This is a genomic window from Cellulomonas sp. C5510 (assembly GCF_019797765.1).
Classification (GTDB): domain Bacteria; phylum Actinomycetota; class Actinomycetes; order Actinomycetales; family Cellulomonadaceae; genus Cellulomonas.
Window position 1 is genome coordinate 3,768,739 of the sequence record NZ_CP081862.1, and the last position, 19,027, is coordinate 3,787,765.

The following is a 19,027-nucleotide window of genomic DNA, read 5'->3' on the forward strand; positions in this document are numbered from 1 at the left end:
GACCGCGAAAAGCGGCGCCTCCTCACAGCCACTTCGCCGACACCCACAAATCAGCAGCAGACGGCCATTCGTCCGGCAGGTCGTTGGAGTACCATACCAGCTCGATTTCGCCGACTTCTCCGGTGTCCTTGACCCAGAAAATCATCTCGCCCATCGGAAATCCAGAGTCATCGCGTCCACAGAAAAGCTGGCTATCGGCCGGAACAGGCCGCTGAACAGAAGAGTCGTCGGGGCCGAGCCGAGCGAAGGTTGAGACCTCTTCCTGCACCACCTCGGAGATGCCCGAATAAGGGGACATGGATTCGAACCCGAGCAGTTCACGGGCGCGCTCAATCAACGCGATTGCTCTTTGCGTGGAAAGCAATCGGGGAGCCATCACTTCCCCTTCCGGAATATGCTCCCGATTAGGAGCCGTCCCTCCATCACGGAGCCTCGCACTTCGAGTTGGTAGCCGTAGACCCGCACGATTCGCGCGAACGGACCTCGAGCGGGTAGAGACGGGCGAACGGCGCCGATCACGGCACGCAGGAGGGCTCGCTCAGAGCCCGCACGTGTCAACACGGGACCCAGAAGGTGTTTAGCGCGGAAGATGTGCCCGTACCTCTGAGGTGTCATCGCGTAAGCGATGGCATCATCCGTGAAGGTAGCAGCCGAGGCGCCCGACGCCTTCGGTGGCGCCTGGGTGGCGTGAGATCCAGACGTCACCTGGCCCGACCGACCCACGGTCGACCGTCCGCTCGGATTACGCCTCGCGGCGGCCTGGGCTGCACGCTGAGCTTGCGCTGCCCGGTGTGCTGCGGTGATGCGGTTACCCACCGCTCGCAGCCCCGACGTCACCCCGTAGCCGAGACCGCCGGTTGCTGCCCCGGCGGCGGCTCCGAGGCCGACTTGCGTGCCGAAGCCGCCCCAGGAGTACTGCCCGTTGCTCCCGGTGACGGCGTAGCTGGCTGCCGCCCCGGCTGCTCCGGCTGCAGCACCGCCGGCAACCGCGACCGCGACACCCGCGACCACGCCACCGCAGATCCCGGCGGTCGCGGCGATGCACGCGCCGACAGCGACGCCCACCGCGATACCCGCGGCCACGCCTGCGACGGCTCCCCCGACCTCGCGCCAGTTCACGTCGTCCAGCCAGTCCGGCCAGTACCCGAGCACGTCGACTGTGGTCAGCGGGTCGGCAAGGACGTAGGCGTAGGCGTTGAGGGTGCCGGGGGCGGTGAGGAGTCCCTCCCAGGCGTCCTGGGTCGTGAACGTCCCGGTGGTCGGGTCGAACGTGCGCGCGTAGAACCACACCTCACCGAGCCCGAGGTCGGCCGTCTGGGAGGTGTACCCGTGATCGGCGTCCCACCCCGCGGTGCGGGTAGTGGCGTCGCCCCACGGGTCGTAGGAGGCGACCTGGGTGATCGTGTCCCCCACCGCCTGGGCGATCACGGAGCCGAGGGCGTCCGTCAGCTCCCACACCGCCCCGGACGTCACCCCGCCGGGCAGGACGGTCGGGTCGTTGTTCCCCACGCCACCCGTCGTCGCCGTCCGGGCCGACGACTGGACCGCGAGGTCCCCGGTCACATCCCGCGCGTACGTGGTGGTGCCGAACTGGTCGTCGGTGGTGGCGACCTGGGTCAACCCGTCCCACGTCGCGGTGGCGGTGTGCGTCACGAACTCGGTCGCCGTCGTCGTGGTCACCGTGCGCCCAAGGCCGTCGCGGGTGAACGCGACGGTCCGGTCCAGGTCGGTGACCTGTCCGAGGCGCCCGTCCGGCCCGTAGACGTAGTCGCGCACGAACGTTCCCGCGGTGAGAAGGCCCCCGCCGGCCGGGGTCGTGGCCTCGCGGGTGCGGTTGCCCGCCTCGTCGTACCGGTACTCGGTCACCGACCCGCCCCGGGCGGCTGCCATCAGCCCGGACAGGACGTCGGCGCCGTCGTCCTGCTGCGTGGTGGTGTCGGTGGTGCGGGTGAGCCGGTCCGCCTGGTCGAAGACCGCAGCCCGGGTACGGGTGGTCCCGTCCGGGCCTGTGGCCCTAGCGGCGGTGCGGTTGCCGGCCGCGTCGTAGGCGTACGTCAGCTGCGTGGCCGGCGTCTCGGGAGCCGTCTCGCCCGATCCGGCGTCCGAGGCCGCGGGGGTGTCCGGCGCGCGCGGAGCCGGCACCACGGGGACCTGCGCGAGGTCCCACGCCTCCGCCTCGTCGGTGGCTTCAGGACCGGGGATCCGGTCGGTCTCGGTGCCGCCGGTCAGCCGCCCGAGCGGGTCGTAGGTGTACGCACCGGACAGGGTCCGTCCGCCCGCGTCGACACGGGTGCGCGTGGCGACGTGGCCGGTGGGCGTGTACGTCTGGTCGATCTGGATGTCCCAGACCCCGGACCCGGATGTGCCGGTCCCCGGCAGGGTGCGTCCGGCGAGGTAGTCCGGCCCCGGCAGGCAGGTGTCGCACGTCAGCGCCACCTCGCCGGGCTCGGGCGCGATGAACGGGTCGACTTCGGTGACGCGGTGGCGGATGCCGGTGGTGCGCCCCGCGGGATCGTAGGCGAAGGCGGTCATCGGGCCGGGCGTGCCGTCCGCGTTGGTGCGGCTGATCGCGGTGACCTGGTCGGTCTGGTCGTACGCGTAGGTCATGACCCCGGCCGGGGTGCCCTGCTCGGCCACGCGGCCTGCGGCGTCGTGCGCCCACGTCTGCGTCGTCCCGTCGGGGGTGGTCAGGCTGACCTGACGGCCCGCAGCGCTGTAGGCGGTGCTCACCGTGCCTGCGACGGTCCGCTGGGCGGTGCGGCGGCCCTCGGCGTCGTAGGTCCACCCGGTGACGCCCGTGGGGTCGGTCATCGCGATCGCGTTCCCGGTGGCGTCGTACTCCAGCTCGACCCGCAGCGGCTCGTCACGGGCGGCACGCGCCGCACGACGGCCCTGGGTGTACTCCACCGACCGGACCCGTCCCGCGTCGTCGTACGCGTACGTGACGGTCCGGGCGTCCGGGTCCGTCTCTCGCGCGAGCCGTCCCGCGTCGTCGTAGGCGGAGGTCCAGGTGTGGCCCAGCGGATCGGTCTCGGCCACGAGCCGCCCACCGGGGGTGTAGGCGTACCTAGTCACGGCGCCGCGCGGGCCAGTGACCTGCGACAGGTCCCCGACGGGGGTGTAGGCGTACGTGGTGGTGACGTTCTCGTCATCGGAGGCGTCGCCTGTGCCGGTGGCGTTCTGCACGACCTCGACGAGCTGCCCGGCCCGGTCGTAGGAGTACGCGGTCACCACCCCGTCGGGGTCCGTGGTCGCGGTCTGCCTCCCCGCACCGTCGTAGGCGAACGTCGTGACGGAGCCGGTCGGGTCGGTGACCCCCATCAGCTGCCCGGCCGGGTCGTAGGAGTACGCCGTGGCGGCACCCAGGCCGTCGGTCTCGGCGGTCACCCGACCAGCGGCGTCGTAGGTGTACTCCCGCACCGCGCCGCCCTCGACACCGGCGGCCAGGACCCTCCCCGCGAGGTCGAGGTTCCCGGTCTGGCGCACACCGTCGGCGTCCAGGGTCGCGACCTGGTGACCGTCTGCGTCGTACTCGAAAGCCGTGGTGGCTCCGGTCCGGTCGGTGACGGCCGTGACCTGCCCGGCGGCGTCGACGGCGACCTCGGTGGTGCGCCCCGCCGGGTCCGTGGTCGCGATGAGCCGTCCGACCGCGTCGTAGGCGTACCGGGTCGTCCCGGCCGGACCGGACTCGGCGACGACGCGGCCTGCGGCGTCGTAGGTGAACGTCGTCGTGGCACCGGCCGCGTCGCGGGTCTCCAGAAGCCCGCCACCCGGGGCGTAGGCGAAGGCGGTGACGACCCCGTCGGGATCGCTCTGGGCGATGAGCCGCCCGCCCTGGTCGTACTCCCAGGTCGACACCCCGCCGCCCGGGTCGGTCTGGGCGACCACGTTGCCGGACTCGTCGAGGGTCCGCTCCCAGACTCCGCCGTTCGGATCGGTCACAGCGACCACCCGGTGCGCGGCGTCGAGGGTGTATGCGGTCGTCGCACCGGTCGGGTCGGTCTCGCGCACCACGACGTCCTCGCCGTTGTAGGCGTACGTCGTCACCCCGCCGTTCGGGTCGGTGACACGGGTCAGGCGCCGGCCGGTGTCCCAGGTCTGGCGGGTCACGGCCCCGGTGGGATCGGTGATCCGGGTGAGGTTGTCGTTCGCGTCGTACCCGTAGGTGGTGGCCGCCCCGGTGGGGTCGGTCTCCGACACCAGACGCCCCACCGCGTCGTACCCGTATCCCCAGGTGGCGCCGGAGGGCAGAGTGCGGGCAGTCAGGCGGTTGCCGGCGTCGTAGGCGAACGTCGTGGTCCGCCCGAGCGGATCGGTGCTCGACGTCTGGTTCCCGCGGGCGTCGAATGTCGCCGTCCAGGTCTCGTCGGCGGCATCGGTGAACGCGACAGGGTTACCGGCGGCGTCGTACCGCGTGACCTCGACCACCCCGTCGGGGTGCTGCACCTGGGTGGGCCGCCCCGCCCCGTCCCGCTCGATGCGGGTCGTCACGGCGGCACCGCCGGCGCCAGGTGCGGTCACCTGCGTGACCCGGCCGAGCGCGCCGAGCACCAGCTCCGTCGCACCAGTCCCGGGGACGTCGACGGCTGTGGGCCGGCCCTGGGCGTCCAGCTCGTAGGTGATGCGTTCCCCGTCGGGGCCGACCACGGCGGTCGGTGCGTCGAGCGCCCCGTACTCCACTCTGGTGGTGTGCCCGAGGGGGTCGGTGAACCCGGTGACCCGGGACCGCGCGTCGACCTGGTACCGCCAGACGGACCCGGCGGCGTCGGTGTAGTCCGTCCCGCCCGTGCGGTACGCGAAGGTGCGCGTCCCACCGACGCCGTCCCCCTGGGACACCACACGGCCGGCCGCGTCGTAGCTGTTCGTCAGGTACACCGCTCCCGCGGCGTCCCGGGCGACCGTGATCCGGTGGGCGGTGTCGTAGTCGAAGCCGCGCACGCGCCCGTCAGGCAGGGTGATCGTGCGCAGGTCGAGGGCGTCGTCGTACCCCAGCCGCCAGGCCCTCCCGTCGGGTGCGGTCAGCGCCGTCACGAGCCCGCGCGCGTCGGACTCCACGGCGATCCGCTGGTCGCCGGGCAGCACCACGGCGGTCAGCGAGCGGAACAACGGGTCCCCCGACAGTGGCGCGTACTCGAACCGGGTGACCGCGCCGGTGGGGTCGCGGCGCTCGACCACGTCCCCGACGCCCTCGGGATGGGACGTGTCGAACCGCCACCTGGTGCCATCGTCCACGGTCAGGACCAGCTGCCCGCTGCCGGCCTCGGCCAGGGCCGCCCCGGTATTGGGGTCCGCGCTGTACCCACCGGTCCCGTCGGGCGTGAAGACGAACGACGCGCCGTCGCCGCGCACGACCATGACAGACCCGTCGGCGAACCGCTGGGCCCTCGCGGTCAGGTCGCTCGTCCACCCGGCCCCGAACCGGCTGACCCGCCCGTCCTGGGAGTTGTGGATCAGCGCGATCTGCGTGTCCGACCCGCCGGGGCCGGTCAGGTGGAACAGGTCCTCGAGCTCGACCAGGTTGCCGGTGGCGAAGCTGACGGGGTCGGCGCCGTAGGCGGCGTAGTTCTTGAACCCCAGCTGCATCCACGTCGCGACCTGCGCCGCCGACGGCGGTGACGGCCACCCGCCCCCGCGGTCGGGGTCCGAGCAGTCGAACCCTTGGTTCTCCAGCTGGAGGCCCAGCGAGGTGAAGACCCCGTCGACGATGAAGGAGAACCCGTTGTCGATGACGGGCCGGTCGAAGTTGTGGTCGAGGAACAGCGCCTCGAGGTGGATCAGGGCGCCCGGAAGGCCCGCGTACTCGGGGTAGGTCAGGTTGACCCGCGACTTCGGGTTCGCCGGGCGACCGGTGTAGACGGGCAGGACGTTCAGCATCGTGGCGCGGGCCTGCTCGTCGAGGCCGCCGCCGCGCGAGTACACCTCGGACCCACCGTTGCCGACGTTCCCCCACGCGTCCCCGTCGTTGCCGTTGAACCCGAACGTCACGGTCAGGTCCGGGTGGTGGGCGACCGCCATCCCCGCCCGGATGTCGCGCCCCAGGTCCGGGATCGGAGTGGTGCGGGTGACGACGACGTCGGCGTTGCAGGTCTGGGTGAGTCGGGCCGCGACCTGGTTCGCGAGGGCGACGTTGTACCCGACCTCCGTCACGCGCGGACCCGGGGAGTTCGCGAACGCCCGGTCGTTGTCCGGGTCGAGCACGACGCGCGGGCGTGGGTCGCCGAGGTCCTTGCCGCCGATGACGACGAACTGCGACAGGTGGTCCAGCTCGCCCACCACCACCGACCGCGCGGCGTCGAGGTACGACGGGACGACGGTCCACCGGTCGGCGTCGGACTCACGGGTCATCAACCGCACCGACCCGGGACGGATGCCGTCCAGCTCGGTCGGCGCGACCTGCACCTCGATCCGGACGCCCGGCGTGGTCTCGCCGTCGTCGCCGGCCATCGCCTCACCCAGCCCGGCGTCCAGGTTCGCCGCGTCCGGGTGCGGCGCCTGCCCCACGGGCAGCCCGCCGATCAGCGTGGAGCCGTCCTCGGCCTGCGTCACCGGCAGCCCGGAGGCACCCGCTCGACGAGCTGCCGCGGCAGTGCCAGGCTCCGGGGCGTCCGGGGAGTCGTGGGGGAACGCAGTGACCTGCTCGCCGTCCGGGTCGAGCGCCGTCACGTCGAAACCCGGCGCGAGGACGACGGTGGTGTCCCCATCGGCCGCCGTCGCCGCCACGGCGTCGTCCAGGGCCGTGACGATCACGTCGACCGGAGCGGTCAGTCCGTGGCCCGAGAACTCGACCGAGGCCACGTCGCCGCTGACCTGCCCACCCGCACCCGGCGTGACCGCGCCGGTCCCCCACACCGGCGCGGGGGCGTCGCCGGTGTGGTCAGGAGCGGGCCGGGGCTGCGGGTCGGGAGCGGGGTCGGTGGCGGTGGTCGCGGCGTGGGCGTTCGAGCGCGCCCACGCCAGCACCTCCGCCGCGGCCTGCGCCTGCTGGTGCGCCGCCGAGGGTTCCGCGGGGACCAGCATCACCGCGACCAGGGTGCCCGCGGCCACGGCGGCGACCACGCCGCGCCCGGTCCACCGGGCCAACGCCCCCTCGACACCGCCGCCGACCGCGCGGACCCGGCTGCTCGTGCGGGTGGTGTTCACGCCGCCATCCCCTCCGACGACGTCCCGTCCCGCTCCATCCGCAGGTCACGCCACCCGCGCAGCACCAGCCCCGCCCCACAGGCGACGCACGCGGCGGCCAGCAGCCACCACACCTCGGCACCGGTCGTCGCCAGCCTGTCGACCAGACGCAGGCACTCCATCAGCGCCGCCTCGTCCGCGATGCCGTCCCCGTCCAGGTCCTCCTGACCGGTGGCCCCCGTGGCGTCCCCGGCGATCAGCGCCTCGACCCAGTTCTCCACGCCGTCGCCGTCGACATCGCCGCGCAGCGTCCCCGCCGGGCACCCGGCCTCCCCGCACAGCAGCACGCCCACGAAGTCGGGGATCCGGTCGGCGTCCGCATCGACTCGAGCGTCCACGCAGCCCGCGGTCCCGCAGACCAGCACGTCGGCGGCGTCCGGAACTCCGTCGGCATCGACGTCCGCCCACGGGACCGCGCACGTGGCCGAGCCGCACAGCGCCTGCTCGACACGGTCCGCGACGCCGTCCTCATCGGCGTCCGCCCACGCAGCGCGGTCGACGAGGCCCGTGCCGGCCAGCGACACGACGGCCTCCGGCGTCGCAGCCGAGGAGGTGCGCTCCCAGCCAGGCAGCAGCTCCGCCGCCTCCCGTGCGCCGGACTCCCTCGGAGCTGCCGTGGCAGTGACTGCGGCAACGGCCCCCAGGACGAGGAGCACGACGCCGGCCGCCACCACGGCCCTCGTCCGGGACAGCGCCCCCGTCGCGGCGGCGGACAAGCCGGACGGTCGCGGGCGTGCTGGAACGGGCAGCGGACGGCGACTCGGGTGCACGCGGAAAGGGCCTTCCCCCTGGAGGCGAGCGGCGGTCCGGGCTCGGTCCGCCGGATCGCGACGCTAGGCGGGGGCACCACGCACCCACGGCCGACTCACAGCTTTCAGGTGCCCGAGTGCGGACGTTGAGTGGCGGGGAACCGCTGACCAGGTGGAGGCTCCCGCTCGGCGTTGAGTGGACCTGCGCGCACCGGCCGGCCACCTACCCGGCGAGCCTCTCCGCCGCCGTGCGCGGTCTGTGGCAGCGGCTGGCCGTCCGCCCCGGAGCCGGGGAGGTGCTCTGCGGTGGCCCGCGCGGATCGGACTGCCCCCGCGCGCCTGGAAACCACGACAGCCCGAACCCTGACGGGCTCGGGCTGTCGTCGACGTCCTGCGACGTCTCGCGCGGTAGCGGTGGGATTTGAACCCACGGTGGACTTTCACCCACACACGCTTTCGAGGCGTGCTCCTTAGGCCGCTCGGACACGCTACCTCGGCAGGAGAGACTACCGGATGCCGGGACGAACTCCCGCATCGGCGGACGTAGCGTGGACCCGTGACGTCCCCGGACCCCGTGCCCCCCGCCCCCGCGCTGCCCCTCCCGCCCGTGACGCCGGCGCCGCCGGTGCGCCTGCCGGTGCCGGCGCACGACGACGTGCGGCCGAACCCGGGGACGGTGGACGACGTGGTGGCGCTGCTGCGGGGCAGCCGGGTGGCGGTGCTGACGGGCGCGGGGTTGTCGACGGACTCGGGGATCCCGGACTACCGGGGGCCGGACTCGCCGCCGCGCAACCCGATGACGTACCAGCAGTTCGTGGGGGACGCGGCGTTCCGGCGGCACTACTGGGCGCGCAACCACGTGGGGTGGCGGTACGTGCACCGGACGCACCCGAACGCCGGTCACCGGGCGCTGGCGTCGCTGGAGGCGCACGGGGCGGTCGTCGGGGTGATCACGCAGAACGTGGACCTGCTGCACGAGCAGGCGGGGTCGCGGCGGGTGATCGACCTGCACGGCCGGTACGACCGGGTGGTGTGCCTGCGGTGCGGGCGCACCGTGTCGCGCGCCGAGCTGGCGGAGCGGCTCGAGGCGGCGAACCCGGGGTTCGCGGAGTCGGTCGGCGCCGTCGGGGACGTGGAGATCGCGCCGGACGCGGACGCGGTGATCGAGCAGACCGCGCACTTCCGGGTCGTGGACTGCTGGCTGCCGGACCCGGACGGCGGCGACGGCCCGTGCGGCGGGATGCTGAAGCCGGACATCGTGTACTTCGGGGAGACCGTGCCGGCGCCGCGGGTCGCCGAGGCGTACGCGCTGGTGGACGACGCGGACGCGCTGCTCGTGGCCGGTTCGTCGCTGACGGTGCAGTCCGGGCTGCGGTTCGTGCGGCACGCGGCGGCGGGCGGCAAGCCGGTGGTGATCCTCAACCGGGGGGCGACGCGGGGCGACCCGCTGGCGACGCTGACGCTGGACGCGGGCGCGTCGGAGGCGCTGACGGAGCTCGCGGCGCGGCTCTGACGCCGGGGTCGGCGGCGCGCCGGGTGCCGTGCCGGCGGCGTGGCCGGCACTCCGGTCGTGGGCCGGGGCGTGTCGTGCCACGCTGCCCCCGACAGCGCCCGTGAGGTAGTCCGCGGGCTCCGGCCGGTGTCTTGCGGCAGCACCCCCTGCGCCCTATAGTCGCGGCATGTGGCATCGTTGCCACATCGCCGGGCAACGGAGCAGGGGCAGGCCTCGACCGGCGATATCGGTCGACTGGAGGCCCCGATGACGCAGCTCAGAGCCGACGCCGCCCCGGCGGTCGCGCGCTCGCCCCGGGCCCCGCGCAAGCGGCGGGACAAGGTGCCCTACAACAAGCGCGAGGCGCTGTCCGGCTACCTGTTCATCTCGCCGTGGATCGTCGGGTTCCTGATCTTCACGGCCGGGGCGATGGTCTACAGCCTCGTGATCTCGTTCAGCCACTACAACCTGGCAACGAACACGGCCCGGCCCGCGGGGTTCGAGAACTACGCGCAGCTGTTCACCGACCCGCGCGTCGCCACGGCCCTCGGCAACACGCTGTTCTACGCGGTGCTCGCGGTGCCGCTGGAGATCCTGGTGGCGCTGGGCCTGGCGTCGCTGCTCAACCAGGCCGGTCGCGGCGCCGGGTTCTTCCGGACGGTGTACTACCTGCCGAAGATGACGCCCGCCGTGGCGACCGCCGCGGTGTTCTTCCTGCTGCTCAACGGCAACACCGGGGCGCTCAACCAGTTCCTGCGGATCTTCGGCATCGAGGGGCCGCAGTGGCTCGTCGACCCGGCGTGGATCAAGCCGTCCATCGTGCTCATGACGTTGTGGGGCGTCTCCGGGACGATGGTGATCTTCCTGGCCGCCCTCAAGAACGTCCCGCGGGAGCTCTACGAGGTCGCGGAGCTCGACGGCGCGGGCATCTGGCAGCGGTTCCGCAACATCACGCTGCCGATGATCTCGAGCGCCATCTTCTTCAACGTGATCGTGCTGTCGATCGCCGCGTTCCAGGTGTTCGACCAGGCGTACCTGCTGTTCTGGCGCGACCAGTCCAACGCCTCGCCCGAGGCGTCCCTGTTCTACGCGATCTACCTGTTCCAGCAGGCGTTCCGGCAGTTCAACTTCGGGTTCGCCGCCGCCATGGCCTGGCTGCTGTTCCTGATCATCATGGCCATCACGGCGCTCCAGATGAAGTTCGGCAACCGGTTCGTCTACTACGAGGGGGGCAAGGACTGATGGCCAGCACCGGCACCACGAACACGCCCGTCCGCCAGGTCCCCGGCCTCCCCGAGGACGCCGCCGGGCACGGCGACCGCCCCATCGACCCGACCGGTCCCGCGCCCAGCGAGGTCCGCGGCGGCGGGCGCACCGGCCGCAGGATCAGGCGCGGCGTCGTCATCGCGCTCCTCTCGGTCATCTCCCTGATGTTCCTGTACCCGTTCGCGTGGCTGCTCTCGGCCAGCCTCAAGGGCCGCGGGCAGGTGTTCGACAACTCGCTGTGGCCCGGGACCTTCCACTGGGACAACTACGTCCGGGTGTTCGACGAGCTGCCGCTCGGCAGCTGGATGGTCAACAGCATCGGCATCGCGGTGCTGGCGGCCGTGACGGTCGCCGTGTCGTCCTCGCTGGTGGCGTGGGGCTTCGCGCACTTCCGGTTCCCGCTGCGCGGCCCGCTGTTCGGCCTCGTGCTCGCCACGATGATGCTTCCGGGCGCGGTCACGATGATCCCGATCTACCTGATCTGGAAGGAGCTCGGGTTCCTCGGGACCTGGGTCCCGCTGTTCGGCGCGAACCTGTTCGGGTCGGCGTTCTACATCTTCCTGCAGCGGCAGTTCTACCTGGGGCTGCCGCGGGAGCTGTTCGAGGCCGCGCGCATCGACGGCGCGAACCAGTGGCGCACGTACTGGCGGATCGCGTTCCCGCTGTCGGTGCCGTCGTTCATCATCGTGCTGCTGTTCGAGTTCCAGGCGTCCTGGAACAACCTGCAGGCCGCGCTGATCTACCTGAACGCCGGCAGCCCCGACGAGTTCACGGCGCCGCTCGGCATCGCGTACGCGATGACGAAGTACTCGCCGACGGCCGGCGGGCAGGGCGACTACCAGTACGTGATGGTCGCGTCGCTGCTGGTCACGCTGCCGATGCTGGCGCTGTTCGCCTTCGGGCAGCGGTACTTCATCGAGGGCGTGGCCACGCAGGGCCGCAAGGGCTGACGCCCCGCACCGACGACGAAGGGCCGGGTCGCCCGTCGCGACCCGGCCCTCGTCGTGCGGCCCTCGTCGTGCGCGGGGGCGGCTCAGACCGGGTCGGGCAGCAGACCCGGCCGCGCCAGCACCTGCTCGCACGCCAGCAGCAGCACGCCCACGGTCCAGGCGTGCGACAGCGTGAGCAGCATGCCCTTCGGCTGGAAGCACGCCGTCTGGTAGTACCGCTCGGACGTCATGCCGCGGTAGGCGTTCATGTCGCCGTCGAACCGCGCGACCATCTGCCGGAAGCACGCGAGCGTCTCGGCGGCGCGCTCGGCGTACCAGGGGTCGCCCAGCGCCGCGGACAGCTCCGCGAGCTCGGCGGTGCACACCAGCCCGTACGCGTGCAGGTGCTGGTTGGACGGCGAGGCGTTGTCGGCGCCGCGGGTCGCGAACCCGTAGCGCTCCAGCATCGTGCCCGAGGGGAACCGTGTGTTGTACGAGTACCGGAACGTCAGCATCCAGTCCGCCGCGCGGCGCGCGAGGTCCAGCCAGCGCGGGTCGCCGGTGCGGCGGTGCAGCGCGACGTAGGACATCACGGCCACGTACCCGTCCTCGGACGTCGGCGCGAGGTCGACGTCCTCCGGGGCGCCGTGCAGGAACTCCCGGTCGACGAACTGCGCGTAGTACTCCCCCGCCCGCAGCGCGGCGTCGAGGTACGCCCCGCGCGCGCCGTCGGCACCGTCCCAGCGCTCCGCCTCCGCGAGCGCCGCGACCCAGGTCAGGCCCGCGGCGCCCTCCCAGGACAGCACCTCGCCGGTCTGCGCGTGGTGGGCGGAGCCGAGGTTGCCGTCGGAGCGCTGCCGGCGCACGACCGCGTCGAGGTTCGACCGCAGCGCCGCCTCCCACCCGGGGTGCGCGGCGCGCACGTCCGCCCCGAGCTCGAGCGAGCGCGCCAGGAACAGCGCCGCCTCCGCGAGCGTGCGGGAGTGCAGGGCGCCCTTGATGTGCGACCACGACTGCGACCAGCCGTGCTCGGCGTACCAGACGCCCCAGAACGTGCCGCAGGGCGCGAGGTTGTCGCAGATGACGTCGATGACGCGCGCGGCCGCGGCACCCGCGTCGGGGCGGTCGCGGCGGCGGGCGTGCGCGAGCAGGGCGTGCGCCCACGGGATGCCGCTGACCCAGCCGACGTGCATCGCCTGCCGGTCGACGGAGAGCCCGTCGCGGCCGCTGACCTCGCGGTCGAAGCCGACGGTCTCGAGCAGCACGCCCGGCTCGGCGTAGTGCCAGCGGTGCAGGCCCTCGGCCGTCAGGTCGGCGGCCTCGTCGACGCCCACCCACGGCGCGAGCGGCGAGCCGGCGCGGGTCCGTTCGTGCTCCTCCCGCAGGACGGCGGCGTACGCGTGGCGGTCCGGGCCGGTGGGGTGCACGGCGAACCGCAGCGACACCCGCTCGCCGGGCGCCCAGCGGTGGGTGGTGACCTCCGCCGGGGCGGGGGTGCCGGAGCCCGTGTACGACACGGGACCCTCGCGGAACGGGAACGTCAGGTGGACGCTGCCGACACCGGTCGCCGCGTCGTGCGCCAGGCCGAGCCCCGTCATGCCGAGCGGCGTCGTCTCGGGCGCGAGCAGCGCGACGCCGCCTGGACCGGCCCAGGCGAGCACCGCGGGCGTCGCGGCGCGGTCCGCCCGCAGCTCCCAGTGGTCGCTCACCATGCCGGCCGGGTCGTCGGCCCCGACCTCGAACCGCGGGAACGCCCGCTCGCAGCCGACGGGCCGGTTCTCGCCGTAGAACGCGCCGGGCACCAGCCACCACGGCGCCTGCGGGGCGGCGGGCAGCAGCACGCGGACGCGCAGGCACGCGTCCCGCTCGCTGCCGCCGCGGTGCTCGACGTCGAGCCGTACGTCCACGCGGCCGGTGGCGCTGGGCGGCGACCACCAGGCGGTGGCACGGAAGCCGGCGGCCTCGCCGGCGACCGCCCCGGGGCCGGGGGACGAGGCGGGCGGCACGGGCGTGACGGTGCCGTCCGGTGCCACCACCTCGACGACGTGCGGGACGGTGCCCACCACGGGCGCGTCGCCCCCCGGCCACCGGGTCCCGGCGGGTCGCAGCAGGACGCCCTGGTGCACGGCGGTGGTTCCTCTCGACTCGGGGAACGCGGTCAGGCGGTGGGCGCCTCGTCGGCGGCCCAGGCGTCCACCATCTCGCTGATGACGTGCAGCACCAACGTGTGCATCTCCTGGATGCGGGGGGTGGTGGCCGACGGCACCAGCAGCAGGTGGTCGGCGTGCTCCCGAGCCGGCCCGCCGTCGCCGCCGGCCAGCAGCAGCGTGGTCGCGCCGTTCGCGCGCGCCGCCGCCAGCCCCCCGACGACGTTCGGGGACCGGCCGCTGGTCGTGAACGCCACCACCAGGTCCCCGGGCCGGGCGAGGGCCTGCACCTGGCGGGCGAACACGTCGTCGTAGGCGTAGTCGTTCGCGATGCAGGTCATGGACGTCGGGTCGGTGCTCAGCGTGACGGCGGGCAGCGGCCGGCGGTCGCGCTTGTAGTGGCCGACGAGCTCTCCGGTGAGGTGCTGGGCGTCCGCGGCGCTGCCGCCGTTGCCGAACGTGTAGAGGGTGCCGCCGGCGGCGAACGTGTCGCGCACGAGCTCGCCCGCGGCGCGGATCTGCTCCGCGAGGCCCGACATCGCGTGGGCGACGTCGGTGTGCGCGGTCAGGTGGGCGTGCAGCCAGTCAGACACGGGCGGCCTCCGGGGCGGTGTGGGGCGGGGGTCCCGCGGGGGCGGTCCCGGCGGGGGGGGGGGGGGCGGGGGGGGGCGGGGCGGGCGGCTCCGCGCCCACGGCGGGCGCGGTGGCGTCGACGGGGGCGTCCGGCGCTGCGGGCGGCAGCACGTCGAGGGCGATCGCCCCGGCGCCCACCACGCACACCACGTCGCCGAGCGCCGCGAGCGTCACGGTGGCGGCGCGCGCGGCCGGCGGCATGGCCTCGCGGGCGACCAGGTCCCGCACGGGGTCCAGCAGCATCGCGCCGGAGCGGGTGACCCCGCCGCCGAGGACGACGAGCTCCGGCTCCAGCACGTTCACCAGGTCGGCGACGGCGCAGCCGAGCAGGTCGGTCGTCTCGTCCCACAGGCTCCGGGCGAGCGGGTCCCCCGCGGCGGCGGCCGCGCTGACGTCCGCGGCGGTGACCGCGGGCAGCCCCGCGAGCGACGAGGCCGGGTCCGCGGCCAGGGCCTCCCGGGCGCGCTGCGCGATCGACGTGCCGGAGGCGTAGGCCTCGATGCAGCCGGCGCGACCGCAGGAGCACGCGCGCCCGCCGCGGCGCACGGTGATGTGGCCGAGCTCGCCGCCGTTGCCCGCGGCGCCGCGGTGCAGCCGGCCCTCGAGGATCACGCCGCCGCCGATGCCGGTGGAGACCGTGAGGTAGACCAGCGACCGCAGGCCCCGGCCGGCGCCGTAGCGGTGCTCGGCGACGGCGGCGGCCGTCGCGTCGTTCTCCAGCGCGAACGGGGCGCCGAACTCCTGCGACGCCAGCGGGCCGATCGGGATGTCGTCCCAGCCCGGCAGGTGCGGCGGGGACTGCAGCAGGCCGGCGGGGGCGTCGAGCGGCCCGCCGCACGCGATCCCGACCGCGCCGACCGGACCGAGACCGGCCTCGGCGACGGCCTCGTGACCCATGTCGAACAGCCGGCGGATGACGGCCTGCGGGCCCTCCTCGCGCCGCGTCGGCCGGATGCGCAGGCCGTGCACGGCGCCGTCGGCGGTGACGACCGCGACCGCGAGCTTGGTGCCGCCGATGTCGAGCGCCAGCACGGGACCGGCGCCGGCCGGGGCCAGCGGGGCGGGCACCGGCGCGGGGTCCGGTGCCGCGTCGCGGGCGACCTGCGCCGTGCGGGCAGGCGCGAGCGGTCGATCCGTCGTCATGCACGTCCTCCAGACCCCCGACGGCGCGCGACGCGGCAGGCGCGGAGCGCGGGACCCCGGCGGTTGGCTCGGCGGCTCCTGTGCAGCCGATCCGGCCTGGGATCGATTCCAGAACGAGCATAGGAGGATGCTCGATCGACCGTCAAGCCGCAGGGCCGCGATGCGGGAGATGAGCCGGTCCGCCACGCGACACCGGCATGGGAACGAGTCCAGCCCGGCGGAGTGACCGGTGCCGCGACGCCGACCCGCCACCCCGTTCGGAGGCTCCCCACGTTCTGGGAGGTCTCCGCGCGTCATCGGAGGGCTCCGGGGAGGTCTCCGATGACGCGTGGGGGTCTCCGTGCGCGTTCGGAGTCTCCGACGGGGGCATCGTCAGTTCCCGCGCGCGCACGTCAGGACGCGCACGTGAGGACGGGCCGCGCGCCGCCGGGGACGGCCCCGGGTCAGGCGCTGGCGGGCGGGGCCGTCGAGCCGCGCTCGGCGACGGCGGCGGACAGCATCACGGTCCGCACGGGCGACTCGGGGCTCTGGATGCGGTCGAACATCTGGGCCACGGCGGCCTCGCCGAGCGCGACGGCGTCCTGCGCGACGGCCGTCACGCCGGGACGGACCATCGTCATCCAGGGGGCGTCGTCGAACGACACCAGGCTGAGGTCCTCGGGGATGCGCAGCCCGAGGCCCTGGGCGGCGCGCCACACGCCCTCGGCGAGCACGTTGTTCGCGGCGAACACCGCGGTGGGCCGGTCCGGCGACCCGAGCAGGTCGCGCGCGACGCCCTGCGCGGCCCCGACGTCCCACCCGCCACGGACCACGAGCCGGTCGTCCAGCGGAAGGCCGGCCGCGAGGAACGCCGAGCGGTACCCGACCAGGCGGTCGCGGCCCGTCGTCCAGTCCATCTCGTCGATGAGCAGCGCGACGCGGCGGTGGCCCTGCGCGAGCAGCCCGGCGGTGACGCGCTCCGCGGCGGACTTGTTGTCGACCACCACGGCGTCGCAGGTGCCCTCGGCGAACTGCCGGTCGACCTCGATGACGGGGATGCGGTGCCGGGCGAGGTACTCGGTGACCTCGACGGACAGCGGCGTGAGGATCACGCCCGCGACGCGCAGCGCGACGAACGTCTCCGCGGCCTCGAGCTCGGCCTCGACCGACCCGTTGTCGTCGGCGAGCATCATCGCGTAGCCACGGCGGCGGGACTGCTGGCTGACGCCTGCGGCGAGGTCCGCGTAGAACGAGTTGCGCAGGTCGGACACCAGGACGCCGATGGAGCGGCTGACCTGCTGGCGCAGGTTGCGGGCCATCGCGTCGGGCACGTAGCCGAGGGTCTGCGCGGCACGGCGGACCCGGTCGCGCACGGCGGGGGCGACGTAGCCGCGGCCGGTGAGCGCGCGGGACGCCGTCGAGCGCGAGACGTCGGCCGCCTCGGCCACGTCCTTGATCGTCGCGCGACGCCCGGCGGTCACCGGGCCCCGCGTCCCCTGCGCGACGGCGTCCATGCGTGCTCCTCGAGCGTCGTCCTCAGTCCCCCGCCACGTCCACGAGCGCTTCGGCGTGCTGACCCAGCCGGAGGTCCCCGATGCTGACGTCGACGGCGAGCCGCCGGCGCCTCGCCCCGGGGCCCGTGGGCACCACCTCGAGGTCCAGCTCGGCCTGCCCGGAGGGCGGGAGAGCGACGACGGCCTCGTCGGGGTGCGCGCGCCAGCCTACCGGCAGCACCGGACGCACGGTCGCTGTGCAGTCCTCGCGGGTCGGGTTGCGGACCGTCACGGTGAACCGCGCCGGCTCGCCGGTCCGGGCCCGCGACACGTACGGCGCGATGTGCGCGAGCCGGCCGTCGGCGCCGAGGTCGTACTCGTCGAGCGGCAGCAGGTCGTGGTGGATCTGCACGAGCTCGTCGCCCTCCTGCGCGAGCATGTCGAGGTACGCCTCGTCGACCCAGCGCGGCTCCCAGTGCCCGGAGACCATGACGCCCGGGGCGATCCGCCGGTACAGCGCCGCGGAGTCCCGGTAGTCGGTGATCCGGAACAGGTTCCGGTACTGGTAGTTGAGGATCTCGCGCCGGTGGCCGGGGATGCCGAGGCCGTCCTGCTGGTCGCCGGTGACGAGCACCCGCACGCCGTCGACCTCGACCTCGAACGCCGCGGCGTACAGCGTGTGGCCGGGGAGCTCGTGCACCGTGATCTCGTACTCGTGCCACCGGAACGTCTCCCCCAGCGGCAGCACGCGGTCCACGGGGATCGGGTCGTACCACTGGCACGGCAGGTCGTGCCGGAGCGGCTCCTCCAGCACCGGCGCGACGTTCGCGGGCGCCCAGATCTGCGTGCCCTCGACCTCGCGCAGCAGGTTCATGCCGGCGACGTGGTCGTCGTGGTAGTGCGTGGGCAGCACCACCTCGACGCCCGTGACGCCGTGGTCCCGTCGCAGCGCGGGCAGTGACGCGAGCCAGGGCCGTCGGGACGCGCGGTCGGTGCCCGTCGGCAGCCCCGTCGTCATGTCGTAGCCGTAGTCCATGAGCAGCGCGGCGCCGTCCCGGGACACCAGCACGTACGAGCAGGCGTTGGACGACACGTTGAGCAGGAAGTGCTCGGTGATGCGCTGGAACGGCTCGGTCAGGCGGGTGCGCAGGTCCCACGGCTGCGGGCGGCGGGAGTCGACGTAGCCGCGCATGCGCGTGGCGAGCAGCCCGAGCGCGTGCTGCGGGTCGTCCATGGGCGCGCCGTGCGACGGCAGCAGCAGGTCGAGCCGCTCGTCCATGAGCAGGTAGCAGGACAGGACGGTCATCGCCGGTCCTTCGTTCTCCGTGTACGACCACTGGGTGGCGGCGAGCGACCAGACCTTGCCGGGCGCGTAGACGAGGTCCCCCGTGAACGCGATGCGCCGACCCGCACGCTCGACGACGTACGTCACCGACCCGGTGGTGTGCCCGGGTGTCGGCACCACCTGGACGGCCACGCCGCCGTACTCGCGCACCCGGTACTCGGGGACGACGTCGCTGACGGGCACCGGCTCCAGCAGCGAGAACCGGTCCTGGCGCAGGTTGTAGTCGTTGACGACGGGCCGGGTGCGCCACATCTCGTCGACGTGCTCGAACAGGTCGCGCTCCACGGGCGGGACGTGCACGGCGATGCCGGCCTCGACGGCGCGCGGCAGCCCCTGGCCCTGGTCCCGGTGGTGGTGGGTCATGAGCACGTCGGTGATGCGGTCGACGCCCATCTCGGCCAGGTGGTCGAGCGCGGCACCGGACCCGAAGTCCACGGCCACCGCGGTGCGGGTGCCGTCCGGGGCGGGCTGCTCGGCGCGCACGACGTAGACCTGGCACGTGTCCGCGATGCGGAACACCCCGGGAGCGACCTCGGTAACGGGGGACATCGCCCTATGGTATCGATTCCAGTCGAGGCGGGACAAGAGAAGCGCTGCTCAGGGCGACCCCCGAGCCTCGTGGACGGCGCGGACCGCACCCGCACCGGTCGAGGCGGGGGCTCGTCGAGGTCG

Annotated in this window: 11 protein-coding genes and 1 tRNA gene; 3 read left to right on the plus strand and 9 right to left on the minus strand. The window is 73.9% G+C overall.

The features are described from left to right. Positions 1-22: 22 nt before the first annotated feature. The 4 genes from K5O09_RS17305 to K5O09_RS17320 form a co-directional block, all read right to left on the minus strand. Entirely contained in the window at positions 23-376 is a 354-nt protein-coding gene (locus K5O09_RS17305) for a hypothetical protein (protein ID WP_222170698.1), read from the minus strand. Next, positions 376-7,140 carry a DUF6531 domain-containing protein gene (locus K5O09_RS17310; RefSeq protein WP_222170699.1) on the minus strand — a complete coding sequence of 2,255 codons (6,765 nt, stop codon included), beginning with the start codon at positions 7,138-7,140 and terminating at the stop codon, positions 376-378. Before K5O09_RS17310 ends, K5O09_RS17305 begins: the two co-directional genes overlap by 1 nt. After that, positions 7,137-7,895: a hypothetical protein gene (locus K5O09_RS17315; protein WP_222170700.1), complete on the minus strand. Its 759-nt coding sequence runs from the start codon at positions 7,893-7,895 to the stop codon at positions 7,137-7,139. The genes K5O09_RS17310 and K5O09_RS17315 overlap by 4 nt, the downstream gene beginning before the upstream one ends. Positions 7,896-8,334: 439 nt before the next feature. Next, a tRNA-Ser gene (locus tag K5O09_RS17320) sits at positions 8,335-8,421 on the minus strand. A gap of 132 nt (positions 8,422-8,553) precedes the next feature. Between K5O09_RS17320 and K5O09_RS17325 the strand changes: the two genes are divergently transcribed. From K5O09_RS17325 to K5O09_RS17335, 3 genes are all read left to right on the plus strand, one after another. After that, positions 8,554-9,441, plus strand: coding sequence for a Sir2 family NAD-dependent protein deacetylase (locus tag K5O09_RS17325; protein WP_370635584.1), 888 nt, complete (start codon positions 8,554-8,556; stop codon positions 9,439-9,441). Positions 9,442-9,687: 246 nt separating this feature from the next. Beyond that, positions 9,688-10,662: a carbohydrate ABC transporter permease gene (locus K5O09_RS17330; RefSeq protein WP_222170701.1), complete on the plus strand. Its 975-nt coding sequence runs from the start codon at positions 9,688-9,690 to the stop codon at positions 10,660-10,662. Continuing rightward, positions 10,662-11,636 carry a carbohydrate ABC transporter permease gene (locus K5O09_RS17335; RefSeq protein WP_222170702.1) on the plus strand — a complete coding sequence of 325 codons (975 nt, stop codon included), beginning with the start codon at positions 10,662-10,664 and terminating at the stop codon, positions 11,634-11,636. Before K5O09_RS17330 ends, K5O09_RS17335 begins: the two co-directional genes overlap by 1 nt. Before the next feature lie 83 nt (positions 11,637-11,719). Here K5O09_RS17335 and K5O09_RS17340 read toward each other — a convergent pair whose 3' ends face one another. From K5O09_RS17340 to K5O09_RS17360, 5 genes are all read right to left on the minus strand, one after another. After that, entirely contained in the window at positions 11,720-13,741 is a 2,022-nt protein-coding gene (locus tag K5O09_RS17340; RefSeq protein WP_222170703.1) for a hypothetical protein, read from the minus strand. Between the two features lie 32 nt (positions 13,742-13,773). Continuing rightward, the gene (locus tag K5O09_RS17345; protein WP_255595836.1) at positions 13,774-14,355 is read right to left on the minus strand and encodes an SIS domain-containing protein; all 582 of its coding nucleotides are present in this window, start codon (positions 14,353-14,355) and stop codon (positions 13,774-13,776) included. Beyond that, the gene (locus K5O09_RS17350) at positions 14,348-15,538 is read right to left on the minus strand and encodes an ROK family protein (protein ID WP_255595837.1); all 1,191 of its coding nucleotides are present in this window, start codon (positions 15,536-15,538) and stop codon (positions 14,348-14,350) included. The genes K5O09_RS17345 and K5O09_RS17350 overlap by 8 nt, the downstream gene beginning before the upstream one ends. 443 nt (positions 15,539-15,981) lie before the next feature. Continuing rightward, positions 15,982-17,031, minus strand: a complete 1,050-nt coding sequence (locus tag K5O09_RS17355; RefSeq protein ID WP_222170704.1) for a LacI family DNA-binding transcriptional regulator — start codon at positions 17,029-17,031, stop codon at positions 15,982-15,984. Positions 17,032-17,053: 22 nt separating this feature from the next. Then, entirely contained in the window at positions 17,054-18,904 is a 1,851-nt protein-coding gene (locus K5O09_RS17360) for an MBL fold metallo-hydrolase (protein ID WP_222170705.1), read from the minus strand. Positions 18,905-19,027: the final 123 nt, after the last annotated feature.

What these genes read in the sequence shown, in the direction of transcription:
- K5O09_RS17305 (WP_222170698.1), bottom strand. Translation starts at nt 376, where the DNA reads ATGGCTCCCCGATTGCTTTCCACGCAAAGAGCAATCGCGTTGATTGAG.
- K5O09_RS17355 (WP_222170704.1), bottom strand. Translation starts at nt 17,031, where the DNA reads ATGGACGCCGTCGCGCAGGGGACGCGGGGCCCGGTGACCGCCGGGCGT.
- K5O09_RS17330 (WP_222170701.1), top strand. Translation starts at nt 9,688, where the DNA reads ATGACGCAGCTCAGAGCCGACGCCGCCCCGGCGGTCGCGCGCTCGCCC.
- K5O09_RS17335 (WP_222170702.1), top strand. Translation starts at nt 10,662, where the DNA reads ATGGCCAGCACCGGCACCACGAACACGCCCGTCCGCCAGGTCCCCGGC.
- K5O09_RS17350 (WP_255595837.1), bottom strand. Translation starts at nt 15,538, where the DNA reads ATGACGACGGATCGACCGCTCGCGCCTGCCCGCACGGCGCAGGTCGCC.
- K5O09_RS17360 (WP_222170705.1), bottom strand. Translation starts at nt 18,904, where the DNA reads ATGTCCCCCGTTACCGAGGTCGCTCCCGGGGTGTTCCGCATCGCGGAC.